The sequence below is a fragment of the Pacificimonas sp. ICDLI1SI03 genome (genome assembly GCF_054740865.1).
The window spans coordinates 99,552-124,380 of the sequence record NZ_JBSQAU010000002.1; the positions used below are offsets into that span (position 1 = coordinate 99,552).

Genomic DNA, 24,829 nt, shown 5'->3' on the forward strand with positions numbered 1-24,829 from the left:
CGATTAGGCCGCGATTTCGAGCGGCTGAATCTCACCGGACAGGTAAAGCGACCGTGCCTTCGACCGCGACAGCTTGCCGGAACTGGTGCGCGGCAGGCTGCGGGCCGGAACCAGCTCCACGACGCAACTCATGCCGGTAAGGGCCTGGATCTTTTCCTTTATCAGGGCGACGAGGCGTGCTCGTTCTTCCCGGTCGGTCGTGCGACACTGGACCAGCACGGCAGGGCTCTCCTCCCCCTCTGGCGTGGTGATCGCAAAGGCGGCGATATCGCCCGCCTTGAAGCCGGGCAGCTGTTCGACGCTCCACTCAATGTCCTGCGGCCAGTGATTCTTGCCGTTGACGATGATCATGTCCTTGGCACGACCGACGATATAGATGGCGCCGTCCTTCAGATAACCCATGTCGCCCGTGTCGAGCCAGCCGTCCGAAAGGCAGGCGGCGGTTGCCTCCGTATCGCGGAAATAGCCCGTCATGATGCTGGGACCCCGCGTCAGGACACGGCCGATCTGCCGGTCGGAAAGCACTTCGTCCGCAGGCCCCCGAATTTCGATTTCCATGCCGGGCAGTGCATAGCCGCAATTTACGAGGCGGCGGGTGCGCGCCTCTCCCTTTTCGGCGCCATCGGCCGCGGCGCCATGGCCGGCAAGCAATTGTTCGTCGACTTCGTCCACTTCGATCCCGACGCCCGGTTTCGTCATCGTGACGGCCAGCGTCGCCTCTGCCAGGCCATAGCTGGGCAGGAAGGCGCGCGCGTCGAACCCCGCCGGGGCAAAGGTGCTGGCGAACTGGTCCATCACGGATGGCCGGATCATGTCGGCACCGTTGCCGGCCACCCGCCATCGCGACAGGTCGAACTTGTCCCCTGCCCGCGTCTGACTGGAAATGCGCCGGGTGCAGATGTCATAGCCGAATGTCGGCGAATAGCTGAGCGTTGTGCCCGAATTACGGCTGATCAGGGTCAGCCAGCTGAGCGGGCGGCGCGCGAAATCCTCTGTCGCGAGATAATCGGCGCTAACCTGGTTCGCGACTGGCGACAGCAGACAGCCGACCAGACCCATATCATGATAGAAGGGCAACCAGGATACGACGCGGTCCGTTTCGCGCAGCTCCACCCCGACGGCATGACCGTTCAGATTGGCCAGCAGTGCCCCATGCGTGACCTCCACGCCATGCGGAAAGCGCGTCGAGCCGCTGGAATATTGCAGATAGGCTATGTCGTCCGTCGCGGCTTGCGGCAGGGTCGTCTGAGGGGCCGGCAGGCCGTCAAGATCGTCCCAGCCAAGGACCTGCACATCCGCCAGCGCCCCCGCCGCCTCCTTTACGAAGGGCACCAGAGAGGGCGGCGACAGCGCCAGCATCGGATCGCATGATTTCAGCTGATTGCGGATTTGTTCGACATAGCCTTCGCGACCACCAAAGCTGGTCGGCAGCGGCAATGGCACGGGCAGCGCACCCGCATAGATGGCGCCGAAGAAGGTTGCGACGAATTCCGGACCTGTTTCCGCGATCAGGGCGATACGGTCGCCCCGTTGCGCCCCAAGGGCGATCAACCTGCGCGCATGGCGCATGGCCTGCTGTTTCAGGTCGCTATAGGGCAGGATTCGCGGGTTTTCGGCACGTGCGTCAAAGAAATTCAGGCCCGCATCGCTGGTCGCCGCATAATCGAGAGCCGCGCCCAGCGTTTCAAAATTGGCAAGGCGGCGCGCCACGCCGCTTCTGGTGGGCGTCGTGCCGGAGGAGGCCGAGTTATCCGGGCCGCTCGCATAAACCATTACAGACACGTCGGTTTCCGGCGTCTCGTCACTCACGGTCCTCACAGGATCAGCCTCATTCGGGGGTGTGTTACACAAAAGTGTCGCGCCTGCCAAAACGGAATTGGCAGACGGCACTTTTTTCGAGATGCCGCGTGCTAGCGTTCAAAATCAGCCGTGACTATGGCAGGAATGCGGCGTGTCCGCAGATGCACCCTCCCACCGCGACCGCAAAAAGCGACCGCCCCGCCCGCTGGAGGAGGAATCCCTGCGCGGATTGGCGCTGCGTTACGTCGAACGATATGCGACGACGCAGGCAAAACTACAGTCATATCTGGCGCGCAAGCTGCGCGAACGCGGGTGGGAAGGGGGACGTCCGCCGGACCTGGGCGCCTTGACGGCGCGCTTTGTCGAACTGGGCTATGTCGATGACCGCATATATGGCGAGGCAAAGGCGCGCAGCCTGTCCGCGCGGGGCTATGGTGCCCGGCGCGTGGAAGGGGCGCTGCGCGAGGCCGGCGTGGATGAAGGACTGCGCGAGGAGATCGGCCGGGACGTGGATGACCGCAGCGCCCTTCTGACGCTGGCGAAGCGGCGCCGTTTCGGCCCCTGGGCAAAAGAGGTTCTGGATCGGCGAGCGCAGCAAAAGCAGTTCGCCGCCATGGCGCGGGCGGGCCATTCGCCCGACCTGATCACCCAGTTGATGCAGGCAAGTTCGCCCGAGTTATTGGAAGCTGAATGGAACGACACGGAAGCATGATCGACAGGATCGTCGTAGACACTGCGTCGCGGACGCTAATTGCAGGAGAGCTGAGCCTGCCCTGTCTGATCGGGAAGGGCGGCGCTATTGCCGAAGCTGACAAGGCCGAGGGCGACGGCGCGACACCGCTGGGGGAATATCGCCTGCTGACCGTGCTGGTCCGGCCGGACCGAATGCCCGCCCCCACAACCCGGCTGCCATGGCGCTGGCTGAGCCGGTCCGACGGCTGGTCGGACGGAGCCACCGACCCCGCCTATAATTATCCGATTCGGCATCCGCACGGATACAGCGCCGAACATCTGTGGCGCGAGGACGGACTGTACGATCTGATCGTCACGACCGATCACAATACCCCGCCGAAAGCCGGCGCCGGCAGCGCGATCTTTCTGCACTGCACCGTCGACGGACGAACGGGGACAGAGGGGTGTGTCGCTGTCGCGCGGGACGAACTGTTCCGGCTCCTCGCCTCACTCTCCCCCGGCGCAATTATCGCCATTGACTGACGTCATGGCGACAGGTTGGCGCGGGGGGGGGTGACTTTTTGGGTGTGCGGTCCCAAATTGGCGACATGAACACGTTCATCATCGTCCTGATCGTCATCGGCGCCCTTGCAACCGCAGCCGTATTGATCCGGGGCATCATCGTCATGGCCTCCGGCAAGGATCTAGGGGGGCGGAAATCCAATAATCTGATGTTCACCCGCGTCTATTTGCAGGCGGCGGTGGTGCTCGTCATCGTGATCGGCGCCATGATGGCCGGCGCCTTTGGTTAAGCTCAACAAAATCTACACGCGCACGGGCGATGACGGTACCACGGGACTGGTCGACGGATCGCGCCGGGCGAAATCGGACGCGCGGGTTGCCGCCTATGGCTCTGTGGACGAGGCGAACGCCGCCATCGGCCTTGCCCGCTTGCACGCCGGTAAGGACGACGACGACATTTTGTCGCGGATTCAGAACGATTTGTTCGATCTGGGCGCAGATCTTGCCACGCCCGGAGAGGTGGAGGGGGCGCTGCGTATCTCCCCCGCGCAGGTCGAGCGGCTGGAACGCGAAATCGACGCCATGAACGACGCCCTTGAGCCCCTGAAAAGCTTTGTTCTTCCCGCCGGTACGCCGCTTGCGGCCCATCTGCACCTGGCACGAACGATCGTGCGGCGCGCCGAGCGCGACGCGACCGAAGCGGCATCGGCAGAAACGATCGCCGATGCCGCACTACATTATCTGAACCGGCTGAGCGATCATCTGTTCGTCATGTCGCGCCATGTTAATGCGCGAGAGGGCGGAGATGTGCTGTGGGTACCGGGGGCGAATCGGTAGGGTCGAGGGCGTGCAGGTACTGATCGACGATCTTTTGGCGCAGTACCCCGCCATCCGCAAAGAGACGGAGCGGCGGGCCGCCCCGCTGTCCGACGCCGACGCGACGCCCCAGTCGATGGAGGACGCCAGCCCCGCGAAATGGCACCTGGCGCATGTCGGCTGGTTTTTCGAACAATTCCTGCTGATCCCGCATGTCGCGGACTATCGGCCGTTCGACGAGGACTTTTCCTTTTTATTCAACAGCTATTACGAGGCTGCGGGTCCGCGCCATACACGCAGCGCACGCGGACTGATCACCCGCCCCTCGCTTGACCGCATTCTTGCATATCGCGCGCATGTCGATGCGGCGTTGCTGGCCGCCATTCCCGAATTCGACGCAGAATTACGCCAATTGGTGGTGCTGGGGCTGAACCATGAGCAACAGCATCAGGAATTGTTGCTGACGGATATCCTGCATCTGTTCGCCCAGAACCCGGTCGAGCCAGGCTATTCTCGTGCGGGCCCCATACCGGCCGCGACGGAAAGCGGACTCGACTGGATCGACCATCCGGGTGGTCTCGTGGAGATCGGGGCCACGGGCGAAGATGATTTCTCTTATGATTGCGAGGGACCGCGCCACAAGGTTCATCTGGAACCCTATGCGCTCGCCAGCCGGTTGGTCACCAATGCGGAATGGGACGAATTTATCGACGATGGCGGATATCGCACCGCAAGCCTGTGGCTGTCGGATGGCTGGGCCTGGGTCAATCAGGAAGGCATCGAGGTGCCGCTTTATTGGCGGGCGGAATCAGACCACCGTCCAAGCCAGTTTTCTCTGCGCGGACGACGCAGCCTCGATCTGGCGGCACCCGTGTGCCATATAGGTTATTATGAAGCAGACGCGTTCGCCACATGGGCGGGATTAAGGCTGCCCACCGAGGCGGAGTGGGAAACCCTGGCACCGCAACTGTCCGACGCCCATGGCCAGTGCTGGCAATGGACCGGCAGCGCCTATTTGCCCTATCCGCGCTTCCGGCCCGCCGCCGGCGCCGTCGGAGAATATAATGGGAAATTCATGTCGGGACAGTTCGTTCTGCGCGGCTCCAGCATCGCGACACCTGCGGGACATGAGCGGGACACCTATCGAAACTTCTTCTATCCGCATCAGCGTTGGCAATTCAGCGGCCTGCGTCTGGCGAAAAGCCTGTGAATGCCGCCGCCACCCGTGCGCAAGATGCAGTAATCGACGATTTCGAAGGTGCCGTGCGTGCGGGTCTGTCGCGCGACCGCAAGGAGATTCCCGCACGCTATCTCTATGACCAGCGCGGCAGCGAATTGTTCGAGCAGATCACCGGCTTGCCTGAATATTATCCTACCCGCACCGAAGTCACCCTGATCGAGGCGAATAGCAGCGCCATTGCAAAGCAGGTGGGCGAGGGGCGCACCGTCGTGGAATTCGGCTCCGGTTCCAGCGCCAAGACGCCCCCCTTTCTGCGCGCGGTCAAGGCGCGGGCCTATGTGCCCATCGACATTAGCGCGCAGTTTCTGGAGCAGGCGGCCGAGAATATCCGAATCGACTGTCCGGGGATCGAGGTCTTTCCGCTGCCGGGCGATTTCACCAAAGTCTTGAAATTGCCAGCGCGGATCGCCGATACTCCCAAGTTGGGATTTTTTCCGGGATCCACCATCGGCAATATGACGGCGGCGGAGGCCGTCGATCTGCTGCGTGCGTTCAAGGAAACTTTGGGGTCGGACGCGCATCTGGTGATCGGCGTGGATCTGAAGAAGGACGCGCGCATTCTGGAGCCGGCCTATGATGACAGCCAGGGGGTAACGGCCCGCTTCATCCTGAACATCCTGCACCGAATGAAGACGGACCTGGGCGCCGATCTGCGCGAGGAAGACTGGAGCTATCAAAGCTTCTGGAATGCCGAAATGGGCCGCATCGAAATGCATGTGCGCGCCGACGCCAATACCAGCATCTCTCTGGGCGAGCAGCGGTGGACGGTGGCGACGGGCGAAACCCTGCACATATCGAACAGCCACAAATACAGCCTGGAGGAGGCCGCGCTGCTGGCCCGCGCATCAGGGTTTCGACAGGTACAGGCCTGGACCGACGAAGAGGATCTGTTCAGCCTGCAATTGTGGCGGGCCTTGCCGGCCGACTTGACCTGGTGATCCGCAGCTAGGTTCGCGCCAGCCAGATCGTGTGCTTCGCTCCCTTGCCGGAGGCGTGGGCATGTTCGGTGACGGTATCGACGGTAAATCCCGCCTTTTCCAGCCGCCGTCCGAACGCCGGGTCGGCCTCTGCGGACCAGATCGCCAGAACTCCCCCCGGTGCCAATGCGCGCTTCGTCACCGCCAGGCCACGCGCGCCGTAAAGGCCGGCATTGTCGACGCTGGTAAGGCCGGCAGGGCCATTATCCACGTCCAGCAGAATGGCATCATATGCCGCGCCGTCTTCGCGGATCAGTTCGCCGACATCCGCGGGAATGATCGTTACGCGCGGATCATCCAGCGTACCGGCATGAAGGTCTGCCATCGGGCCGCGGCCCCATGCGATCACCTCCGGCACCAGCTCGGACACGGTGACGCTGGCGCGGGGGTCAAGGACTGCCAAAGCGGCGCGCAGGGTAAAGCCCATGCCAAGGCCGCCGATAAGCACTCGGGCACGGGCAGGAGCGCCTCGCAGGCCAAGTGTCGCGAGCGCCTGTTCGGAGCCTGACCGACGGCTGTTCATCAGCTCGTTCCAGCCTTCGCGCGGCAGGTTGAGCATGATCGAAAATTCATCGCCGCGACGGATCAGTCGCAGACGCCCGCCGCTCAGCAGGTCTGCCTCGTCGAGGATGATGCGTTCGAGCATGGAGCGGTCGGACCAGGGGAAGCAGGGCCGCGCGAAGACGCAGCCGCGCGGCCCTAGCGGCGGCGCGCCTTGCGCTTGGCGTATTTCAGGTCGCGCGCTGCCTTCCTGACGGATTCAGAGACCTTTACGCCCTCGGCTTCCTTGCGAATCCGTTCCGCCTCTTCTTCGGCGGCAATGCGCGCGGCCTCGGCTTCCGCCTCCAGCCGCTCTTTTTCCTCGGCGCGCTTGCGGCGTTCCTCCGCCTCCCGTTCCAGACGTGCAGCCTTTTTCGCCGCGAGTTCCTCTTCGGTCGGCTTGGGGCGCGCCTTCATCTTTGCGAGCGCGGCAAGTTTGGCTTCTTTTGCGGCGGCGGCGCGGTCAGCAAGATCGGGTTGTTTGAAGGCAGGCATGATGGGCGCGGAGTTCCTTTGGTTCGGCGGGCGACATGACATAGGCACGCTTGTGGCCATCGGCAATGGACGGCTGCATGGAACCAACTGCCCATTTTGACGCGTTGACACCCATGAACGGGCTGCGCCATGGAGCGCGGCGACATTTATTCCGAAGAGGGACGCATATGAAAATCCTGGTACCCGTAAAGCGGGTCATCGATTACAATGTGAAGCCGCGGGTGAAGGCCGACCAATCCGGTGTCGACCTGGCCAACGTCAAGATGAGCATGAATCCATTCGACGAGATTGCCGTGGAGGAGGCCATCAGGCTGAAGGAAGCGGGCAAGGCCGACGAAATCGTCGTGATATCCATTGGCGAGCAGAAGGCGCAGGAAACGCTACGCACCGGCCTCGCCATGGGCGCTGATCGCGGCATATTGGTCGTTGCAGACGCAATGCCGGAGCCGCTGGCCGTCGCAAAGATCCTCGCGAAGGTGGTCGAGGAGGAAAGCCCCGATCTGGTGATTCTGGGCAAGCAGGCGATCGACGACGATTCCAACCAAGTCGGCCAGATGCTGGCGGCGCTGCTGGACTGGCCGCAGGGCACGTTCGCGTCGAAGGTGGAACCCGCCGACGGCAAGGTGAACGTGACGCGCGAAGTGGATGGCGGACTGGAAACGCTGTCGCTGTCCACCCCTGCGATCATCACGACGGATTTGCGGCTGAACGAACCGCGCTATGCCTCCTTGCCCAATATCATGAAGGCAAAGAAAAAGCCGATCGACGAGAAGACGCCCGCCGATTACGGCGTCGACACCGCCCCCCGGCTGGAGGTGCTTAAGGTCATCGAACCGCCGAAGCGCGAAGCCGGTGAAATCGTTCCCGACGTCGACACGCTCGTTGCCAAGATCAAGGAAAAGGGGTTCGCAGCATGAGCACACTGATTCTCGCAGACCACGACAATAAAGAGTTGGCGCCCGCCACGCTCGTCGCCGTAACTGCCGCCACGAAACTGGGTGGGGACGTCCATGTCCTCGTCGCCGGCGAAGGATCGCAGGCCGTAGCCGATGCCGCAGCGAAGGTCGCAGGCGTCGCGAAGGTGCTGCACGCCGACGACGCCGCCTATGGCCACGCGCTGGCGGAAAATCTCGCACCGCTGGTCGAGGGGCTGATGGGCGATTATGATTATCTGCTCGCTCCTGCGACCTCCACCGGCAAGAACGTCCTGCCGCGCGTCGCCGCAAAGATGGACACGCAGATGATCTCCGAAATCGTCGCGATCAACGAGGACGGGTCCTTTGACCGGCCCACCTATGCCGGCAATGCGATTTCCACGGTGAAATCCTCGGACGCCAAGAAGGTGATCACCGTCCGCGGTACCGCCTTCGACAAGGCGGATGCAGAGGGCGGGTCCGCCAGCGTCGAGGCCGTTTCCGGGGCGGGCGATGCGGGCAAGTCCAGCTTCGTTTCTGCCGAAATCGCGGAAAGCGAGCGCCCCGAACTTACCTCTGCCGGTATCGTCGTCTCTGGCGGCCGCGCCCTGCAGTCGGGTGAGAATTTCGAGAAGATCATAGAGCCGCTGGCCGACAAGCTGGGTGCCGCTGTGGGCGCATCCCGCGCGGCCGTCGATGCGGGTTACGTCCCCAACGACTATCAGGTGGGTCAGACCGGCAAGATCGTCGCACCCGAACTCTATATCGCCATCGGCATTTCCGGCGCGATCCAGCACCTTGCCGGCATGAAGGATTCAAAGACCATCATCGCCATCAACAAGGACGAGGATGCCCCAATCTTCAGCGTCGCCGATTATGGCCTCGTCGCTGACCTGTACAAAGCGGTCCCGGAACTGACGGAGAAGCTGTAGCGCGCGGGTCCAAACGTCGGATTTACGAAACGGTCTCGAACCAAATTGCTGCCTATGGGAGCAAATGTTCGAGACCGTTGCTTTTCAAATAAGCGATCATGGGCACCCCACACCGGGCGGCGCCCATCCGATCCGGCATGGGATTTATCTCGATTAGTGTCGGCCCCTCGGCAGTCACGGCGACGTCCAGGCCTGCAAACGCCAGGCCCGGAAAAGCCGCCAGTGCCTTTTTAGCGAAGGTAATGACGTCAGCGATCATCGGAGGTGAATTTCCGTCAATTGCCATATGAGTGTCGGGATGACTTGTGAAAATGCGCCTTTCGAGCCCTCCGTCGGTAATTTTTCCCAGCTTAAGGTCGGCGTCAAGAATGCTGACCAGTCCTCCCGCTGACTGATTATCGATCGCTCTACGTCCCCGACCCATTCTCAAATACCCCAAGACATATTTTTCTTGCCGCTGATCAGAAATGATCCAGATTCGAAAAGTGTTTACGCTATGGGGATGAATACTCTTGTACCACTCATGCTGTTGAACAACCTCTTCGATTAAAAATGCGTTCTTATATAACTTGGAAATATCACTGTAAGAATAGACAGTTCGTTCCTCCCTTTGTAGATGTATGTGGCCGCTATTTTTGGTCACTTTCAATATTTGGACACCTCGTCCCCTACCCGAGTCCACATCAGGCTTAACAACTACTCTTTGTCCGACAATTTGTTCAAGGGCCTGATCAAATTTGTGTTGGTCAGGATCGGTTGCCTTTCCTTGAGCGAACAATACTTTCGGGGTTGTTACGCCCCCCTGACGCATCGCCTCTTTCTGAAATACCTTGGAATGATATTTACTGTTCTTGGAGAGAGCATTAGCTTTTTCTATAAATTCACTATATTCTGCATGTGTGAAGTGATTTCTAGCCAGGCTTACGGGACGACCTAGGACATTGAATCCTCCACACAAATAATACCCCGGACCATTCCTTTTAAGAAGAAGCAAATAGATCATTTCTGATAATTGCATTAGTTTTGGTTTAACTATTTCGTGACCGTTTGATCGCATTGAACGCCAGATTTTTACGGTATTGCGAAGCGACATTGTTGTTCTTTCTTAAGAATATGGCGTTTATTCTAGATATTGGGACTATATAAATTAGTCCTTCCAACCCCGCCCGCCTGTTTCTGCGCCCACTCGATGAGGGGGGTGCGCTCCCACACCCACATGTGCAGTTCGGGATCGTATTGCCCTTCAGAATGTAGGCGGCGGCGCGTGGTAGACTTTGAAAATGCGTAACTATTCTCGCCATCCTTCGCGTAGAAGAACGTCATGGCGCCATTGGGAATGGTCAGGGCGCGATGATAGGCAAGCCGCGGACTGACCGTCGGCAGTTGCGGATCGTAAAGCCAGCCGCCACCAAAGACGCCCTTGAGATCGGGGCGTAATGTGAGAACATCGGCGATCAGCAGCATCAGGTCGAACCAGCCCTGCTCGCTGAATTTCGCGATTTCGGGATCATGCACGTGCATGGTCAAATAGGGGCCGGTTCCGGAACGGATAAGCAGGCGCGCAGCCCTCCCTGTCTGCAGAGGTCCGCCACGAAACAGGATCGATCTGGGAAGGAATGCGCGCGGCTCCAGAACGCGGGCGCCGCCCGGCATCAACCGCTGTGTCGCAAGGGCCATCTCTTTCCACAGGAGATCGGAGGGCTTGCCATAAGGGCCGATATCCCCCGCCGCGATCGTGGACAGGATACGCGTATAGCTGAGACGAAAATTGTCCAGGACAGAGACGGGATAATGCTGACCGATGGCCCGTTCTTCAAAACCGTCAATAGCGGCCACCATGATCTTCGCATGAATGCGGGCAAATTCCTGCTCTCCCGCCGCAGACAGCGCAGGCCATGCCGAACTGATCGTATCCGGGAATGAGTTATAGTGAGAGCCGATGTCGAGCTTCGCCCACGCCTCGGTATAGGCTTCGGTGACGTCGGAGCGGAGTGGCTCGTTTCGCGCCTGCAGAGCCGCACGCGCCGATTGCAGCAGGTCGGCGGACACCAGCGTCATCCTATTGCTGCCGACTGCAGAACAGGCGCCCGCCAGCGATCGAGAAATATGGCCCGGAACGCCGGGTGGTGGCACCTGCGACTTCCATATGACCTCCGTCAATCCGCCTTAGCGCCTCTGACTAGCAGCGGCGCTGAAAACATGCGCTTGCAAGTGCTTCGATATTGCCGGGAATCCGCAGACCCGCCGCCGGGGTTGAGACTTACCTGCTGCCGCCCTAATGCCTGTGCCAAACCTCTTATTTCACTGGAATCTGGCATGAATAAAATCGGCGTGATCGGCAGCGGGCAGATGGGACGCGGTATCGCGCAGGTTGCGGCGCAGGCGGGATATCAGACGATTATGTCCGATCTGGACCAGGCTTTGGCCGAAAAGGGCAAATCCGGGATCGAAAAGGGTCTGATGAAACTGGTCGAGCGCGGCAAGCTGGACGAGGCCGATGCCAAGGCCGCACTCGATCGCATCGAACCGACGGCGGACATGGGCGCATTTTCAGATTGCGACCTGATCATCGAGGCGGCGACGGAAGCCGAGGCGGTCAAGCGCAAGATCTTTTCGACGCTTCAGCCGAAAGACGGCGCCATTCTGGCGACCAATACCTCCTCTATCTCCATCACCGGCCTCGCTACACATACGGACCGGCCGGAGCGCTTTTTAGGCCTGCATTTCTTCAACCCCGTGCCGGTCATGAAGCTGATCGAGGTCATTCCCGGGCTGGCGACCAGCGACGAAACCGTCGAAGCGGTTCGCACCTTTTGCGAACGCATCGGCAAACAACCCATCAAGGCCGGGGACAGCCCCGCCTTCATCGTCAACCGCGTCCTGTGCCCGATGATCAATGAAGCGATCTTCGCCCTGGGAGAGGGTGTGGGAAGCGTCGAAGATATCGACCGCGGCCTGATGCTGGGCGCGAACCATCCCATGGGGCCGCTAACCCTGGCCGACTTCGTCGGGCTCGATACCCTGCACGCCGTCATGGAGGTATTGCAGCGTCAGACGGGCGACCCGAAATATCGTCCCGCACCGCTGCTGACGAAATATGTGGAGGCTGGCTGGAACGGACGCAAAGCCGGTCGCGGCTTTTACGACTATTCCGGGGACCAACCCGTCCCAACCCGGTGAAGCTGTAAAGATATAGCTTTTCTGGTGGGTTAGGCCTACGCGAGTCATCGACAAGGGGAAATTGGCGATGGACCGGCAACAGCATCCACTCGAGAGTCTGCTGGATGAGGCAATCAAGTGCGCCAAAGACGGCAAATTGTCCGTCGGCGACCTGCTGAGCGCCTATGGCACGCGCGGCTTCGGTCCGGTCATCGCCACATTGGCACTGATTACGATCCTGATCGGCGCGATTCCGTTTCTGCCCATGGTGATCGCGGCGGTTATTCTGCTAATGTCGGTGCAATTGCTGTTCGGAAAGAAGCAGCCATGGGTCCCCGGCGCCATCGCCCAGCGTAGCATTGATGTCGATCACGCGAAGAACGTGCGCGACAAGAGCGCCAAATGGCTGAGACGTGTCGACAGGCTGGTAAAGCCAAGACTGGAATGGGCGGCAGGCGGCGTGGCACAATGGTTTTCCGCCTTCTGCGTTTCCGCACTGGCGCTGGTGATGGGCGCGCCGCCGCTGGAGGCGATCCCCTTTGCCGTCGACGTGCCGGCCTTGCCCATCCTGATCTTCGGCATCGGCCTGACGGCACGGGACGGTCTGTTCATGCTGGTCGGTTTCGCCCTTTCGGCGATCGCAGCCTATCTGTGCTGGCTGTGGCTGTCACAACCGGACGGCGGCAGCGAATCAGCCTCGCTCGTGATCTCTATGGTGGCGTGATCGACGTGGAAATGACCCGCCAGTCGCTGCCGGATGGCGATGCAGACGGGATCGGCGGACGTTTCCGGGGCGACCGTACCATGCAGCGTCACCATGGGCCGGTCCTGCGTAATGGACCAGGCATGGACATGGTCCACCGCCAATAGCCCGGGGACATGATCCACCAGGTCGGCGGCGATCCTGCCGCTTTCCAACCCCTCCGGCGCGCCCTCCAGCAGGATGTGGCCGCTGTCGCGCACCACGCTCCAGGCGCTTCTGAGAATGATCAGCGCCACCAAGACCGACAGAATGGGATCCGCCAAGGTCCAGCCCGTCGTCAGGATGATGCCCGCCGCCGCAATCGCGCCGATCGAGCCCAGCAGATCGCCCATCACATGCAGGCTGGCCGCGCGTATGTTCAGATTGTCGCGCTCGCCCCGCGAGAGCATCCACAGCACGAACAGGTTCACCAGCAGGCCCAGCACCGCGACCAGCAACATGGTCCGTCCCATGACCGGCGCCGGAGAGGCAAGTCGTTCCGCCGCCTCCCACATGATCCAGCCTGCAATCACGAACAGGGTCATGCCGTTGACGAAGGCGACCAGTACCGAAACCCGGTCAAAACCGTAGGTCCGCTTCCAGTCGGCGGGCCGCCGCGCAAGGCGAAATGCCATCCATGCCAGCGCCAGCGCGGCAAAATCCGTCAGCATGTGCCCGGCATCGGCCAGGAGAGCCAAGGAGCCAGAGACGAGCCCGCCCGCGACCTCCACCAGCATGAAACTGCCGGTCAGAAGCGCAGCAAAGCCGACCGCGCGGGCATTGCGCGACGTCACCTCCGGCACATGCGCGTGGCCGCCATCATGGTCGTGGCCATGACTCTGATGATCGTGATGATGTCCGCTGCCCATCGGTCCCGCCTGCCCGCTGTAGAATAAATTGTCAATCAACTCAACATGTTATGATATGACATCGACTGACGTCATAACGTCGCCTTGGTATCGCAGCGGCGGCGGATACCGCTTCCCGCGCCCGCGCCGTACCGCACCCAGGCCGGTCATGGGCACTTTCTCCCCCCCGCCCGAGCGCCTATAGCGCCGTTCATGAATGTAAGCCACGCCCCCCATCCCGACATGCTTGCCAAGGCCGAGACGCTGACAGAGGCGCTGCCCTATATTCAAAAATATGAGGGGCGCATCTTTGTCGTGAAATATGGCGGACATGCTATGGGCGACGCTGCAAAGGCGCTGGACTTTGCCCAAGACGTGGTCTTGCTGAAAACCGTCGGCATCCATCCGGTCGTCGTCCACGGCGGCGGGCCGCAGATCGGTGAAATGCTGTCACGCGTCGGTGTGAAAAGCGAATTCGTCGACGGCCTGCGCGTGACCGATGCGGAAACCGCCAAGATTGCCGAGATGGTGTTGGGCGGCAGCATCAACAAGGAAATCGTTCGTTGGATCGGCACTGCCGGCGGCCGCGCCGTCGGTTTGAGCGGCAAGGATGCGCGGCTGGTCACAGCGCGTAAACTGACCCGCACGCGCCGCGACCCGGACAGCATGATCGAACACGAAATCGACCTGGGCTTCGTCGGCGAGCCGGTGGCGGTCGACCGCCGTGTTCTCGACACACTGATCGACGCGGGCATCGTTCCCGTGATCGCGCCCGTCGCGGTGGGCGAGGACGGCAATACCTATAACGTCAACGCCGACACGATGGCGGGCGCGATCGCGTCGGCACTGGACGCGGCGCGTTTGATGCTGCTGACCGATGTGCCAGGCGTGCTGGGCAAGGATGGTTCGCTGAAGACCGATCTGGTGCCGGATGATGTTGCCGCACTGATCGAGGATGGCACCATCTCCGGGGGCATGATCCCAAAGCTGGAAACATGCCTGAATGCCATCGAAAATGGTGTCGAAGCGGCGGTTATCCTGGACGGACGCATCCCGCATGGACTGCTGTTGGAGATCTTTACGCGTCAAGGCGCCGGTACATTGGTGAAACGCTGAGGGGTAGAAGTCGTCTTAGACGACTTTCGGGCATAGCGGCCGGGTTTACAGGTCCATGCCCTGCACGGTCTTCTTCAGAAGCGTCGCCGGCCATATCATCGCGGCGCTGACCCCGGCGCCGATCAGCAGAATTTCCGGTACCCGCAGCCCCAGTGCCAGTAACGCACCGGCGCTGCCGGCGGCAATGACCATGGCAAGGGCATTAAGGATATTGTTGGCGGCAATCGTACGTGACCGCAACGCAGGATCGCTGCCTGTCATCATGATGGTATAAACCGGCACGATGAAGCTGCCGCCGCCCACCGCGAACAGGGTGAGGTCGACAAGGATGCGCCAGCTGTCCGCGATGGCGAGGAAGGCGCCCACATCGCGCAGCGGCTCGCCCGGAGCCGGAAATCCCCGCAGCGCGAAGTACAGGTCGACGTTCACCACCGCCATCAGCAGCAGGGATACGCCGAGCGTTCGGGCGGAAACCTGCCCCCTCAGCACCCGGCCAATCACGAGAGAACCGCTTGCAACGCCGATGCTGAACGCGATCAGGAACAGCGTCGCCACCCTCTCCGTGCCGCCCAGCGTGTTCTGCACCAGCGGCAGGAACAATGTCGTGAACACGACGCCCACCGCCCAGAACCACGATCCGATAAGCACGCTTAGCCACAGATGCCGGTAAGCGAACAGATGCCGCAGGACAGCCAGCGTGCTACCGAAAATATTGGCGCTGATCGGATGGCGCCCAGGCACTGCGGGCGCAGGCGGCACCGCACGGGCGGCAAAATAACCGAGGATCGCCACCATGATGATGGCGGCCATCGCCACTTGTGTGCTGATCAACCCCGCAACGATCTGTCCCGTCAGGACGGAGACGAAGGTCCCCGCCTCTATCAGGGAGGTGCCGCCGGTAATTTCCCGATGCGACAGGTGCTGCGGCAGGATCGAATATTTAATGGGGCCGAAAAATGTGGACTGCAGCCCCATCAGGAACAGCACGGTGAACATCGCCGGAATGGATTCGAGATACATGGCGGCGGCGCCCGCCAGCATGATGAAGATTTCCGCCAGCTTTATGGCGCGTACCGCGCGCGCCTTGTCAATGGCATCGGCTACCTGACCCGCCAGGCCCGAAAAAAGCACGAAGGGCAGGATAAAAAGCCCGGACGCCATGGTCACCAACTGTGCCGCCTCTGCCGGGCGATCCGCCATCAGGCGATAGGTAATCAGGAACAGCAGACCAAAGCGGTACAGATTGTCGTTGAACGCGCCCAGATACTGAACGCCGAAAAACGGGCCGAACCGGCGGGTGGCGAGCAGTTTCAACACCCCTGCCTGCTAGGCGGTGGCAAGACAGTCGGCAAGCCGTTCAAGGGGTGGCGTACACCCGTCATCAGGCTGCGACGGGAACGGCACAGGGGCTGACCCGTTCGACAGACGCATCGACGCGCGACTAACCGGGAAAGGCATGCAATGACAGATCCCCTCTCAGACAGACCGCAGGGCGCGTCCGAGCCTTCGGGCCCCTCCACGGGTGATCTGACACAGAACAAGCCGCTGATTACCGCCATCGTCATGCTGTGTGGCATCTTCACTGGCGGGCTGACGACGCTGGCAGGCGGCATTCTGGCCTATTTGCTGAAGGCGGATGCTGTCCCGGGAAGCTGGGAAGAGACGCACTACCGCTATCATATCCGCACCTTCTGGGGGTCGGTGATCGGCGTGGCCGTTGCGACGGTTCTGCTGCTGCTTCTGATCGGATTTTTCCTGTTTCCGATACTTGCGATGTGGTTGATTGTCCGTTCTGTCATCGCCCTTTTGAAAGCGAAGGAGAACCGGCCGATGCCCAATCCAACGACGTGGCTGTTTTGACGCAGGAAAAATCCGTCTGGTCGGGCAAATATCTAAGCGTCCGCGTTAAGGATACGTGGGAATATGTCGATCGCGCCCAAGGTCTGAGCGCCGCCGTCATCGTCGCCTTCACCGATCGCGACGAACTGATTCTGATCGAGGAATATAGGGTGCCGCTAGGCCGCCCATGTCTGGGCTTTCCGGCAGGCATCGTAGGCGACGATGTCACGGGTGAAGACCCCATCGACAGCGCCCGCCGCGAGTTGGAGGAGGAAACCGGCTACCGCGCGGAAAGCATGAAGCCGCTGGGGGAATTTGCATCCTCCCCCGGGCTGACATCGGAATGTTTTACACTGTTCCGCGCGAGCGGTCTGCAGAAGGTCGGCGATGGCGGCGGCTTGGCGGACGAGGACATTACCGTCAGGCTCGTGCCGCGACAGGATGTCGCCGATTTCGTCGGGAAAGCACGCGGACGGGGCCTTGCCATCGATGTAAAGCTGATGGCCGCCCTGCCGCTTTTTTGACCAGGGGGCCGCTGCTATTGCACCGGGGCGCACGGCCTTTAGGAATGCCTTATGACCCAGACTCCCGACGATGGCGACCTGATCGCCGCCCCCGACCGCGACGCAGCCATACCCAATGAAGTGCTGTCGGCGATCCGTACGCTGATCGAATGGGCGGGCGATAATCCGGAGCGTGAGGGACTGCTGGATACGCCCGGCCGCGTCGCGCGTGCCTGGAAGGAATATTGTCAGGGGTATGAAGAGGACCCCGGCAAACATCTGTCGCGCGTGTTTGAGGATGTCGGCGGCTATGACGAGCTCGTGCTGCTGCGCGATATACCGTTTCAGTCGCATTGCGAACATCATATGGCGCCCATCATCGGCAAGGCGCACATCGCCTATCTGCCGCGGCATCATGTGGTCGGCATTTCCAAACTTGCGCGCGTTTTGCACGGATTTGCCCGTCGCCTGCAGGTTCAGGAACGCCTGACTGCGGAGGTGGCGGATTGCATCTGGGGCGGGTTGAAGCCGCAGGGCGTCGCCGTCGTTATCGAGGCAACCCATGCCTGCATGACGGCCCGGGGCGTTCGCACGCCAGGCGTCACCATGACCACCAGCCGCATGATGGGCGTCTTTCGCGACGATGATAAAAGCCGCGAAGAGGTGTTGTCGCTGATGGGTGTGGCCCAGCGCTAGCGCGCAGCTTCTCTGAACGGGCTTAGTCCGGCAGGCCTTCCAACAGCTTGTCGAGCGTTGCAGGATAATCTCGTACACGGACGCCCGTCGCATTGTAGATTGCATTGATCACCGACGCGGCGGCGCCGCACAGGCCCAGCTCTCCAATGCCCTTTGACTGCAGCGGGCATGCCCAGTCGTCTCGCTCGTCCAGCAGCACGACATCAAGTTGCGGCACGTCGAGATTTACCGGGATATGATATTCGGCCAGATCCCGATTAACGATGTGCCCGTCGCGCAAATCATGGACCAGTTCCTCGGTCAGCGCCATGCCGATGCCCCAGCTCATGCCGCCATAGCATTGCGAGGTTGCGGTCTTTACATTCAGGATACGCCCTGCACCAAAGACGCCTGTCATGCGGCGCACACGCGTCTCGCCGGTAACCCGGTCGACGGCCACTTCGCAGAAGTACGCGCCATAGCTCGACTGGGCGCTTTCATTCATCGTTTTGCCCGGCTCGATCCTTCCGACTGCGGATATCTGGCCGCCGCCGCCGATCAATTCGCCAAGGGACGTCTTGCGATTTCCGGCAATCGCGTCGCCATCCTTCAAGGTTAGGTCGGCCTCCTCGCAACCAAGGCGCTGGCAGATTTCCGCCCGCATTTCCTCGCATGCGAGATAAACCGCCGACCCGGATGAGGAGGCACCCCAGGAGCCGCCCGACCCCGGACCCTTCGGAAACTCGCTATCCCCCAGCTGTGTCCTGACCCGCTCCATCGGCAAGCCCAGCATTTCGCCGGCAATCTGCGACAGAATGGCGTAGGTGCCCGTGCCGATATCGGTCATGTCCGTTTCGACGGTGGCAAAGACGCCGTCGTCATCACTGCCCATGGTGACGCGCGCTTCCGCCTTGCTGAGAATATTTACCCGGCTGGCGCCCGCCATCCCGTGACCGATCAGCCAGTCGCCTTCGCGCAGCTGCCCGGGCTTCATATTGCGCTCGCTCCAGCCGAAACGCCGCGCGCCCTCGTCCATGGCCTCTGCATATTTGCGGCTGGAAAAGGGGATATCCTCTTCGGGGTGTTTGTCTGGCAGGTTGCGCTTGCGTAGCTCCACCGGGTCCATGCCAAGCTTTTCCGCCAGTTCGTCCATCGCATTTTCCAGCGCTGGCATGCCCACAGCCTCGCCCGGCGCGCGCACGGACCCGGCGCAGGTACGATTAAGGCGAACAAGATCGATACCCAGTTTGCGATTTGCACCGCCGTACAGAAAATGGGTCGACTGCGTGATCGGCTCTGCGAATTCCTCCTCCGGCAGGTTGGAAACGAGACCTTCATGACCGAGCCCGGTCAATATTCCGTCGGCATCGCAGGCGAGGCGAATATGCTGCCGGGTTTCGGAGCGGCGCATCGTCATGTCGAACACCTGCTGCCGTGACAACGCCACGACGACCGGTCGCTGCAACTGCTTCGCGGCCAGCGCGGCGGCGACCGCCTCTGGCGCGATGCCCAGCTTTGATCCAAAGCCACCACCGACATAGGGAGACAGCATGCGAACCCGGGCGACATCGATGCCGAGCGAATCCGCCAGTTCGTTCACATTGTAATTCAACATCTGATAGCTGCCGCGCAGCAGCAGATCCTCGCCGTCCCATTCCGCGATCGAGCAATGCGGCTCCATCGCGGCGCTGTTGTGACAGGGGGTTCGATACACCTCGTCCACGGTAAAGGCGGCAGCGCGCATCGCCCCGTCGAGATCACCCTGATCGACCGTCTCGTCTTCCTGCTCCTCGGCGTCCGCGGCCTGTGCTTCGGGGTCGAAAACCCCGTTTTCGGCGGTCCATTCCAGGGCAAGGTTCTGGGCGCCATGGCGGGCCTGCTCGAACGTGTCAGCCACTACCAGCGCGACGGGCTGTCCCAGATATTGCACCTTCTCCGTTCCCTGCACCGGGGCCTCATCAGCGCCACCCTGTGCCGGATTGCGAAGGAATTTTTCGCCGGTAAAAACCCCGACAACGCCGTCGAGCGCCTCCGTTGCGGCACTGTCGATCCGTCTCAGGCGACCGTTTGAAAAAGGTGCGCGTACGAGCACGCCATAGGCGGCGTTCGGCACATTCCATTCATGCGCGTAGGTTGCCGTTCCGGAAACCTTCAACGGGCCGTCCGGCCGGTCCAGCGGGCGTCCGACAAGCCCCTGCGACATATCATCCAGCCGGCGACGTTCATCGGGCCGGTCCATGGTCATCGTGCGCGTCATGCCGGCTCTCCTACATTACACGCATCGCGAAGTACGGCTTTCAGCGTGCGGCGTGTCAGGGGGATTTTGAAATCATTATGACCATAGCCCTGTGCATCATTCAGCAGGACATCAGCGGCACGATCGAACAACTCGTCGGAGGGTGTCGCGCCGACCAGTACCGCCTCCATCTCGTCATCTCGCCAAGGCATATGCGCCAGGCCGCCAAAGGCCAGGCTGGCCGAGGCAATGCGGTCCCCCTCCATCGTCACGATCGCGGCCACGGAAACCAGCGCGAATGCGTATGACGCCCGGTCCCGGACCTTACGGTATATCTGCGCCCCGCCAACAGGAGCGGGCAGCGTCACCGCCGTGATCAGGTCGCCTGGATGTAATTCATTGTCCAGATGCGGCGTACCGTGCGGCAATCGATAAAATTCCGCGATGGGAATGCTGCGCCGCTTCCCCTCCGCGTTCTCGATTTCCACCACGGCGTCCAGCGCGCGCAGTGCCACCGCCATGTCGCTGGGGTGGGTTGCAATGCATTGCTCGCTGGTGCCCAGAATGGCGTGAATCCGATTAAAGCCGCCCATTGCCTGACAGCCGGAGCCGGGTTCGCGCTTGTTGCACGGCATATCGGTGTCGTAGAAATAATAGCACCGGGTCCGTTGGCACAAATTGCCGCCCGTGGTCGCCTTGTTGCGCAACTGCCCGGATGCCCCGGCAAGAAGCGCTCGCGACAGGATGGGCCAATCCTTGCGAACTCGCCGATCCGCCGCCAGGTCGCTGTTGGGCACCAATGCGCCGATGCGCAGGCCGCCGTCGCCGCTTTCTTCAATCGCATTCAGACCGAGGCGATTGATGTCGATCAGACGCTCTGGCGCCATGACCTCCAGCTTCATCAGGTCCAGCAAATTGGTCCCGCCCGCGATAATCGTTGCGCCGCCTGTCCCGGCTCGTGTCGCATCGCGGGTCGTAGTGGCACGCGTATATTCGAACGGCCTCATGCGTCTTCTCCCGTGCCAGCGACTTCGCGTATCGCCGCGACGATATTGGGATAGGCTGCACAGCGGCACAGGTTCCCGGCCATGCGTTCGCCAATCTCCTCATTGCTGAGGGATACGTCATCCTCCAGCGACGTGGACACATGCGATGGCCAGCCCGCCTGCACCTCCTGCAGCATCGCAGTGGCGGAGCAGATCTGGCCCGGCGTGCAATATCCGCATTGATAGCCGTCATGGCGGACAAAGGCGTCCTGCAGCGGCGACAGGGCGCCGGGCGATCCGATTCCCTCAATGGTGGTAATGTCGTCGCCATCATGCATGCACGCGAGTGTCAGGCAGGAGTTGATGCGGCGACCGTTGATGAGGACAGTGCACGCTCCGCATTGTCCGTGGTCGCACCCTTTTTTCGATCCGGTCAGACCCAGATGGTTGCGCAGCGCGTCCAGCAGAGTGGTGCGGCTGTCCGCCTCCAGCTCATGGCTTTCCCCGTTGATGGAGAGCTGTGTCTGCATGTCGGTCCCTCTTGGTCAGTGCGGCAGGCGCATCCATATCGCCCCGGCCTTCGCGCGTGCAGAATTGCCCGCCGACGCCGTTCACTGTTCCAACGTCAGGGCGATGCGGCAGTTCCGGGCGACACGCATCGCCTTGATTGATCTATGTAAATATGCCGGTCATCGGATAGCGATCAAAGATTGCGCCGGAAGAAATCCAGCGTTCGTGCCCATGATAGTGACGCCGCTGCCGCGTCGAAGCGGGGGGTGGTGTCATTGTGAAAACCGTGATGGACGTCGGGATAGAAATGCACACTGTAGCGCTTCTGATGTTCCGCCAACGCAGCTTCATAGGCGGGCCAGCCTTCATTGATGCGCTCGTCGAGGCCGGCATAATGAAGCATTAGCGGCGCCTGGATAGAGGGCACCTCTTCCGCCTGCGGTTGACGACCGTAATAGGGCACCGCCGCGGCAAGGTCCGGCTGCGACACAGCGAGCGCATTGGCGACACCGCCGCCATAGCAATAGCCGACAGCGCCAATCTTGCCCGTCGTGCGATCGTCATCACGCAGCCAGCGGAACGCCGCGAAAAAGTCCTCCATCAGTTTTTCCGGGTCCAGGTCCGCCTGCATCTTGCGGCCCTCGTCGTCATTGCCGGGATAGCCACCCAGGCTACTGAGCGCATCGGGACCAAGAGCGACGAACCCCGCCTTTGCGGTCCGCCGCACCACATCCTCGATATAGGGGTTGAGGCCTCGATTTTCGTGAATCACAAGAACCCCCGGTAGCGGCCCCTCACGTTTCGTCGGCCAGGCCAGCAGACCACTCATCGACCCGTGCCCGTCGGGACTGGCAAAGGTGACGCGTTCCGTGCCGATTTCGGGATCGTCTGCAGGCACCTGCTCCGCCCATGCGTAATCCGGTTTCAACTGGTCGAGCAGCATGGCGCCGGTGACGCCAGCGGCCGCATAGCGTGTGGCACGAGAGATGAAGTCGCGCTTCGTTAGTTTGCCGTGCACATAGCCGTCGAAGATTTCGAGTATGCGCGGATGGAAATCGCTGGCCTTCATTCGGTCGGACACTGGCTTCTCCCCTTCGTGGCTTAATGGTTAACAGCGCAGCATGTATGGGGTTCCCGCTTCATGACGTCACAGGCTGCGTCCAAGGTTGGCGCTGCCATGGCGTTTGGCACTATTTGACCTATTTGCATGGCCGTCGCGATTCCGCGATAAGAGACGTTCAACTTTTCGGGACGAGACCCATGCGCAAGTTCCTTATGATCGCCTTTGCCGCCACTACCCTGTCCGCCTGCGGCATCAATTCCGTTCCCACTGCAGAAGAAGAAGCCAAAGGTCGGTGGGCGGACGTTGAGAATAATTACCAGCGCCGTGCAGATCTGGTCCCCAATCTGGTCGCCACGGCAAAGGGCTTTGCCGCGCAGGAGCGTGAGGTGCTTGAAGCCGTCACACAGGCGCGCGCATCCGCCACGCAGGTAAATCTCGATCCGGGCGACCTGACCGATCCCGCCCAAATGCAGCAATATGCTGCGGCGCAGGATCAGTTGTCCGGCGCCTTGTCGCGTCTGCTTGTCACCGTCGAAAGATATCCGGAGCTGCGCTCGAACGAGAACTTTCTGATGTTGCAGCAGCAACTTGAGGGGACCGAAAATCGCATCGCCGTCGCCCGCCGTGATTATAATGCCGCGGTGCAGGCCTATAATACGGAGGTGCGCACCTTCCCCAGCCTGATCGCGGCGCGCTATATTTACGATGCCGAACCCATGCAGCCGTATGAGGCGACCACGGCAGGCGCCGAAGAAGCACCGAGGGTGGAATTCTAGGCGCGCGGAGGTGAACTTCACGCGCTTCCTGCCATGGCTTTTGTTGCTGACCCTCCTCGGCGGCTGGACCGGCGCCGCTTGGGCCCAGGACTTTCCGCCTCTGACAGGCAGGGTGGTCGACGCCGCGGACATTCTACAGCCTCAGACGGAAGCTGAATTGACCGCCAAGCTGCAACAACTTGAGGATACCACCCGGCGGCAATTGGTCGTTGCGACGGTTCCCGATCTGCAGGACTATCCTATCGAGGAGTACGGATATCGTCTGGGCAGGGAATGGGCCATCGGCAGTGGCGAGGATAATGATGGCATAATCCTGCTCGTCGCGCCGAACGAGCGGAAGGTCCGGATAGAGGTGGGATATGGCCTGGAAGGCATCATGTCCGACGGTCTCAGCTTCCTGGTCATCAATCGGCAGATCCTTCCCCGCTTCAAGGCCGGCGATTTGGAGGGCGGTATTCTGGCGGGCGTGGATACGCTGGCAACGCAATTGTCCGTTTCCCCCGAGGAGGCCGCCGCCAATTTGCGTGCTGCCGAGGACGCCAGGCAAAGCAGCGCCGGGCAGGAGGGCGGCCAGTCCTGGGGACTGATCTGGCTGTTGCTGATCGTCGGGTTCAACATTTGGGCAATGTCGCGTCGCGGAAAGGGCCGTCGGCGCAGGGGTGGCCTCGTCTTCTTTGGCATGCCGACACATCATGGCGGGGGTTCGGGTGGATTTTCCAGCGGCGGATTTTCCGGTGGCGGCTTTTCCGGCGGCGGGGGCAGCTTCGGCGGCGGCGGCGCGAGCGGGGGCTGGTAGATGGCGCTTTCGCACGAAGATCATGTCCGCGTTAGCCAGGCAATCGGGGCCGCGGAACAGATGACTTCCGGCGAGATCTTCTGCGTGTTTACGGAGGGTGCCGACGATCATGTCGTAGTCCCGCTCGGGCTTGCGGCATTGTCGGCATTGCTCCTGCCGCCCCTTCTCCTCTGGTTCGGTGTTCTCGATCCGGCGTGGGTGGACCTGGGGTGGTCGGCCGGCGGCGCTGCGGGTGTTCGCGAAACCGTTACCCTGATGGTGGCCGCGTCGGCGATCCTGTTCGCGCTGACTTGGCTGATCGTTTCCTTGGGGAAGATACGGTATCGGCTGGCCCCTGCTTCACTCCGCGAATTTGCCGTTCATCGTGCGGCGATGGAAGCCTTTCTGTCGCACGGCATCCACCTGACCGAGGGGCGTACCGGCGTGTTGATATTTCTCTCACGGTTGGACCGCCATGCTGAAATCATCGCCGACGAAGGCATCTATACTAAAGTCGACGAGACGATCTGGGGCGACACAGTCAGCGCCATCCTAAGCCACGCGCGCAGTGGCGATATCGCAGGCGGCTTCGTCGCCGCGGTGGAGAATGCAGGCAACGTGATGGCAGAACATTTCCCGCCAGGCGCTGAGAAACCGAACGAGTTGCCAGACAGACTGATCGAGGTTTAGAAG

28 protein-coding genes are annotated in these 24,829 nt (G+C 61.4%); 17 read left to right on the forward strand and 11 right to left on the reverse strand.

Annotated features, from left to right (window positions below; all coding sequences use genetic code 11):
• Positions 1 to 3 precede the first annotated feature (3 nt).
• Positions 4 to 1,773, reverse strand: a complete 1,770-nt coding sequence (locus ACSMXM_RS12435; protein ID WP_460317595.1) for a fatty acyl-AMP ligase — start codon at positions 1,771 to 1,773, stop codon at positions 4 to 6.
• Positions 1,774 to 1,951: 178 nt separating this feature from the next.
• Between ACSMXM_RS12435 and ACSMXM_RS12440 the strand changes: the two genes are divergently transcribed.
• The 6 genes from ACSMXM_RS12440 (at position 1,952) to egtD (ending at position 5,988) form a co-directional block, all read left to right on the forward strand.
• Complete coding sequence (locus ACSMXM_RS12440) at positions 1,952 to 2,512, forward strand: regulatory protein RecX (RefSeq protein ID WP_460316587.1); 561 nt, start codon at positions 1,952 to 1,954, stop codon at positions 2,510 to 2,512.
• Positions 2,509 to 3,015 (forward strand): L,D-transpeptidase family protein, encoded by a 507-nt coding sequence (locus ACSMXM_RS12445; protein WP_460316589.1) that lies wholly within the window; start codon positions 2,509 to 2,511, stop codon positions 3,013 to 3,015. The genes ACSMXM_RS12440 and ACSMXM_RS12445 overlap by 4 nt, the downstream gene beginning before the upstream one ends.
• A gap of 65 nt (positions 3,016 to 3,080) precedes the next feature.
• A complete protein-coding gene (locus tag ACSMXM_RS12450; RefSeq protein ID WP_460316591.1) occupies positions 3,081 to 3,284 on the forward strand; it encodes an HIG1 domain-containing protein in 204 nt (67 codons plus the stop codon).
• Positions 3,277 to 3,831, forward strand: a complete 555-nt coding sequence (locus ACSMXM_RS12455; protein ID WP_460316593.1) for a cob(I)yrinic acid a,c-diamide adenosyltransferase — start codon at positions 3,277 to 3,279, stop codon at positions 3,829 to 3,831. Before ACSMXM_RS12450 ends, ACSMXM_RS12455 begins: the two co-directional genes overlap by 8 nt.
• Positions 3,832 to 3,850: 19 nt before the next feature.
• Positions 3,851 to 5,020: an ergothioneine biosynthesis protein EgtB gene (gene egtB, locus ACSMXM_RS12460; protein WP_460317596.1), complete on the forward strand. Its 1,170-nt coding sequence runs from the start codon at positions 3,851 to 3,853 to the stop codon at positions 5,018 to 5,020.
• Positions 5,017 to 5,988 (forward strand): L-histidine N(alpha)-methyltransferase, encoded by a 972-nt coding sequence (gene egtD, locus ACSMXM_RS12465; protein WP_460316596.1) that lies wholly within the window; start codon positions 5,017 to 5,019, stop codon positions 5,986 to 5,988. The genes egtB and egtD overlap by 4 nt, the downstream gene beginning before the upstream one ends.
• Before the next feature lie 7 nt (positions 5,989 to 5,995).
• Here the strand turns inward: egtD and ACSMXM_RS12470 are convergent, their stop codons facing one another.
• Both ACSMXM_RS12470 and ACSMXM_RS12475 read right to left on the reverse strand, forming a co-directional pair.
• A complete protein-coding gene (locus tag ACSMXM_RS12470) occupies positions 5,996 to 6,673 on the reverse strand; it encodes a spermine/spermidine synthase domain-containing protein (protein WP_460316598.1) in 678 nt (225 codons plus the stop codon).
• A 53-nt stretch (positions 6,674 to 6,726) separates the two neighbouring features.
• Positions 6,727 to 7,062 (reverse strand): DUF6481 family protein, encoded by a 336-nt coding sequence (locus ACSMXM_RS12475; protein WP_460316600.1) that lies wholly within the window; start codon positions 7,060 to 7,062, stop codon positions 6,727 to 6,729.
• 167 nt (positions 7,063 to 7,229) lie between these two features.
• On the opposite strand from ACSMXM_RS12475, the gene ACSMXM_RS12480 reads away from it, so the two are divergent.
• Entirely contained in the window at positions 7,230 to 7,979 is a 750-nt protein-coding gene (locus ACSMXM_RS12480; RefSeq protein ID WP_460316602.1) for an electron transfer flavoprotein subunit beta/FixA family protein, read from the forward strand.
• Positions 7,976 to 8,908: an electron transfer flavoprotein subunit alpha/FixB family protein gene (locus ACSMXM_RS12485; RefSeq protein ID WP_460316604.1), complete on the forward strand. Its 933-nt coding sequence runs from the start codon at positions 7,976 to 7,978 to the stop codon at positions 8,906 to 8,908. Before ACSMXM_RS12480 ends, ACSMXM_RS12485 begins: the two co-directional genes overlap by 4 nt.
• Before the next feature lie 52 nt (positions 8,909 to 8,960).
• On the opposite strand, the gene ACSMXM_RS12490 is transcribed toward ACSMXM_RS12485, so the two are convergent.
• Together ACSMXM_RS12490 and ACSMXM_RS12495 are read right to left on the reverse strand one after the other, a co-directional pair.
• Positions 8,961 to 10,001 (reverse strand): sugar-transfer associated ATP-grasp domain-containing protein, encoded by a 1,041-nt coding sequence (locus ACSMXM_RS12490; protein WP_460316606.1) that lies wholly within the window; start codon positions 9,999 to 10,001, stop codon positions 8,961 to 8,963.
• Between the two features lie 32 nt (positions 10,002 to 10,033).
• On the reverse strand, positions 10,034 to 11,068 hold the full coding sequence (locus ACSMXM_RS12495; RefSeq protein ID WP_460316608.1) for a hypothetical protein: 1,035 nt from the start codon (positions 11,066 to 11,068) through the stop codon (positions 10,034 to 10,036).
• Between the two features lie 156 nt (positions 11,069 to 11,224).
• On the opposite strand from ACSMXM_RS12495, the gene ACSMXM_RS12500 reads away from it, so the two are divergent.
• Both ACSMXM_RS12500 and ACSMXM_RS12505 read left to right on the forward strand, forming a co-directional pair.
• Complete coding sequence (locus ACSMXM_RS12500; protein WP_460316609.1) at positions 11,225 to 12,088, forward strand: 3-hydroxyacyl-CoA dehydrogenase NAD-binding domain-containing protein; 864 nt, start codon at positions 11,225 to 11,227, stop codon at positions 12,086 to 12,088.
• 67 nt (positions 12,089 to 12,155) lie between these two features.
• Positions 12,156 to 12,791, forward strand: coding sequence for an exopolysaccharide biosynthesis protein (locus ACSMXM_RS12505; protein WP_460316611.1), 636 nt, complete (start codon positions 12,156 to 12,158; stop codon positions 12,789 to 12,791).
• On the opposite strand, the gene ACSMXM_RS12510 is transcribed toward ACSMXM_RS12505, so the two are convergent.
• A complete protein-coding gene (locus ACSMXM_RS12510) occupies positions 12,713 to 13,678 on the reverse strand; it encodes a cation diffusion facilitator family transporter (RefSeq protein ID WP_460316612.1) in 966 nt (321 codons plus the stop codon). The two genes, ACSMXM_RS12505 and ACSMXM_RS12510, sit on opposite strands and share 79 nt — an antisense overlap.
• A 192-nt stretch (positions 13,679 to 13,870) precedes the next feature.
• Here ACSMXM_RS12510 and argB point away from each other — a divergent pair, with 192 nt between their 5' ends.
• Positions 13,871 to 14,773, forward strand: coding sequence for an acetylglutamate kinase (argB, locus tag ACSMXM_RS12515; protein ID WP_460316613.1), 903 nt, complete (start codon positions 13,871 to 13,873; stop codon positions 14,771 to 14,773).
• A 45-nt stretch (positions 14,774 to 14,818) separates the two neighbouring features.
• Here argB and ACSMXM_RS12520 read toward each other — a convergent pair whose 3' ends face one another.
• Positions 14,819 to 16,090, reverse strand: coding sequence for an MFS transporter (locus tag ACSMXM_RS12520; RefSeq protein ID WP_460316615.1), 1,272 nt, complete (start codon positions 16,088 to 16,090; stop codon positions 14,819 to 14,821).
• A 144-nt stretch (positions 16,091 to 16,234) separates the two neighbouring features.
• Here ACSMXM_RS12520 and ACSMXM_RS12525 point away from each other — a divergent pair, with 144 nt between their 5' ends.
• Genes ACSMXM_RS12525 through folE form a run of 3 tightly spaced genes read left to right on the forward strand, consistent with a single transcriptional unit; the run spans position 16,235 to position 17,811 of the window.
• On the forward strand, positions 16,235 to 16,633 hold the full coding sequence (locus ACSMXM_RS12525; RefSeq protein ID WP_460316616.1) for a DUF4870 family protein: 399 nt from the start codon (positions 16,235 to 16,237) through the stop codon (positions 16,631 to 16,633).
• Complete coding sequence (locus tag ACSMXM_RS12530; protein ID WP_460316617.1) at positions 16,621 to 17,136, forward strand: NUDIX hydrolase; 516 nt, start codon at positions 16,621 to 16,623, stop codon at positions 17,134 to 17,136. The genes ACSMXM_RS12525 and ACSMXM_RS12530 overlap by 13 nt, the downstream gene beginning before the upstream one ends.
• Positions 17,137 to 17,187: 51 nt before the next feature.
• On the forward strand, positions 17,188 to 17,811 hold the full coding sequence (gene folE / locus ACSMXM_RS12535; protein ID WP_460316619.1) for a GTP cyclohydrolase I FolE: 624 nt from the start codon (positions 17,188 to 17,190) through the stop codon (positions 17,809 to 17,811).
• A gap of 22 nt (positions 17,812 to 17,833) precedes the next feature.
• Here folE and ACSMXM_RS12540 read toward each other — a convergent pair whose 3' ends face one another.
• The 4 genes from ACSMXM_RS12540 to yghX all read right to left on the reverse strand — a co-directional run bounded on the left by ACSMXM_RS12540 (position 17,834) and on the right by yghX (position 22,603).
• Positions 17,834 to 20,047, reverse strand: a complete 2,214-nt coding sequence (locus tag ACSMXM_RS12540; RefSeq protein WP_460316620.1) for a xanthine dehydrogenase family protein molybdopterin-binding subunit — start codon at positions 20,045 to 20,047, stop codon at positions 17,834 to 17,836.
• Positions 20,044 to 21,033: an FAD binding domain-containing protein gene (locus ACSMXM_RS12545; protein ID WP_460316622.1), complete on the reverse strand. Its 990-nt coding sequence runs from the start codon at positions 21,031 to 21,033 to the stop codon at positions 20,044 to 20,046. The genes ACSMXM_RS12540 and ACSMXM_RS12545 overlap by 4 nt, the downstream gene beginning before the upstream one ends.
• Positions 21,030 to 21,542, reverse strand: a complete 513-nt coding sequence (locus ACSMXM_RS12550; protein ID WP_460316624.1) for a 2Fe-2S iron-sulfur cluster-binding protein — start codon at positions 21,540 to 21,542, stop codon at positions 21,030 to 21,032. Before ACSMXM_RS12550 ends, ACSMXM_RS12545 begins: the two co-directional genes overlap by 4 nt.
• Positions 21,543 to 21,715: 173 nt before the next feature.
• On the reverse strand, positions 21,716 to 22,603 hold the full coding sequence (yghX, locus tag ACSMXM_RS12555) for a YghX family hydrolase (RefSeq protein ID WP_460316626.1): 888 nt from the start codon (positions 22,601 to 22,603) through the stop codon (positions 21,716 to 21,718).
• 179 nt (positions 22,604 to 22,782) lie between these two features.
• Between yghX and ACSMXM_RS12560 the strand changes: the two genes are divergently transcribed.
• The 3 genes from ACSMXM_RS12560 to ACSMXM_RS12570 are packed head-to-tail and all read left to right on the forward strand — an operon-like array spanning position 22,783 to position 24,826.
• Positions 22,783 to 23,361 (forward strand): LemA family protein, encoded by a 579-nt coding sequence (locus ACSMXM_RS12560; protein WP_460316628.1) that lies wholly within the window; start codon positions 22,783 to 22,785, stop codon positions 23,359 to 23,361.
• A 10-nt stretch (positions 23,362 to 23,371) separates the two neighbouring features.
• Entirely contained in the window at positions 23,372 to 24,157 is a 786-nt protein-coding gene (locus tag ACSMXM_RS12565) for a TPM domain-containing protein (RefSeq protein ID WP_460316630.1), read from the forward strand.
• Positions 24,158 to 24,826, forward strand: a complete 669-nt coding sequence (locus tag ACSMXM_RS12570; protein ID WP_460316632.1) for a TPM domain-containing protein — start codon at positions 24,158 to 24,160, stop codon at positions 24,824 to 24,826.
• Positions 24,827 to 24,829 lie beyond the last annotated feature (3 nt).

Excerpts from the sequence above, each read along its gene's own strand:
- ACSMXM_RS12445 (WP_460316589.1), top strand. The coding sequence starts at position 2,509 with ATGATCGACAGGATCGTCGTAGACACTGCGTCGCGGACGCTAATTGCA.
- ACSMXM_RS12540 (WP_460316620.1), bottom strand. The coding sequence starts at position 20,047 with ATGACGCGCACGATGACCATGGACCGGCCCGATGAACGTCGCCGGCTG.
- ACSMXM_RS12550 (WP_460316624.1), bottom strand. The coding sequence starts at position 21,542 with ATGCAGACACAGCTCTCCATCAACGGGGAAAGCCATGAGCTGGAGGCG.
- ACSMXM_RS12525 (WP_460316616.1), top strand. The coding sequence starts at position 16,235 with ATGACAGATCCCCTCTCAGACAGACCGCAGGGCGCGTCCGAGCCTTCG.
- ACSMXM_RS12490 (WP_460316606.1), bottom strand. The coding sequence starts at position 10,001 with ATGTCGCTTCGCAATACCGTAAAAATCTGGCGTTCAATGCGATCAAAC.
- ACSMXM_RS12480 (WP_460316602.1), top strand. The coding sequence starts at position 7,230 with ATGAAAATCCTGGTACCCGTAAAGCGGGTCATCGATTACAATGTGAAG.
- folE (WP_460316619.1), top strand. The coding sequence starts at position 17,188 with ATGACCCAGACTCCCGACGATGGCGACCTGATCGCCGCCCCCGACCGC.
- ACSMXM_RS12435 (WP_460317595.1), bottom strand. The coding sequence starts at position 1,773 with ATGGTTTATGCGAGCGGCCCGGATAACTCGGCCTCCTCCGGCACGACG.
- argB (WP_460316613.1), top strand. The coding sequence starts at position 13,871 with ATGAATGTAAGCCACGCCCCCCATCCCGACATGCTTGCCAAGGCCGAG.
- ACSMXM_RS12505 (WP_460316611.1), top strand. The coding sequence starts at position 12,156 with ATGGACCGGCAACAGCATCCACTCGAGAGTCTGCTGGATGAGGCAATC.
- ACSMXM_RS12545 (WP_460316622.1), bottom strand. The coding sequence starts at position 21,033 with ATGAGGCCGTTCGAATATACGCGTGCCACTACGACCCGCGATGCGACA.
- ACSMXM_RS12485 (WP_460316604.1), top strand. The coding sequence starts at position 7,976 with ATGAGCACACTGATTCTCGCAGACCACGACAATAAAGAGTTGGCGCCC.
- ACSMXM_RS12500 (WP_460316609.1), top strand. The coding sequence starts at position 11,225 with ATGAATAAAATCGGCGTGATCGGCAGCGGGCAGATGGGACGCGGTATC.
- ACSMXM_RS12570 (WP_460316632.1), top strand. The coding sequence starts at position 24,158 with ATGGCGCTTTCGCACGAAGATCATGTCCGCGTTAGCCAGGCAATCGGG.
- ACSMXM_RS12475 (WP_460316600.1), bottom strand. The coding sequence starts at position 7,062 with ATGCCTGCCTTCAAACAACCCGATCTTGCTGACCGCGCCGCCGCCGCA.
- ACSMXM_RS12450 (WP_460316591.1), top strand. The coding sequence starts at position 3,081 with ATGAACACGTTCATCATCGTCCTGATCGTCATCGGCGCCCTTGCAACC.
- ACSMXM_RS12470 (WP_460316598.1), bottom strand. The coding sequence starts at position 6,673 with ATGCTCGAACGCATCATCCTCGACGAGGCAGACCTGCTGAGCGGCGGG.
- ACSMXM_RS12560 (WP_460316628.1), top strand. The coding sequence starts at position 22,783 with ATGCGCAAGTTCCTTATGATCGCCTTTGCCGCCACTACCCTGTCCGCC.
- ACSMXM_RS12510 (WP_460316612.1), bottom strand. The coding sequence starts at position 13,678 with ATGGGCAGCGGACATCATCACGATCATCAGAGTCATGGCCACGACCAT.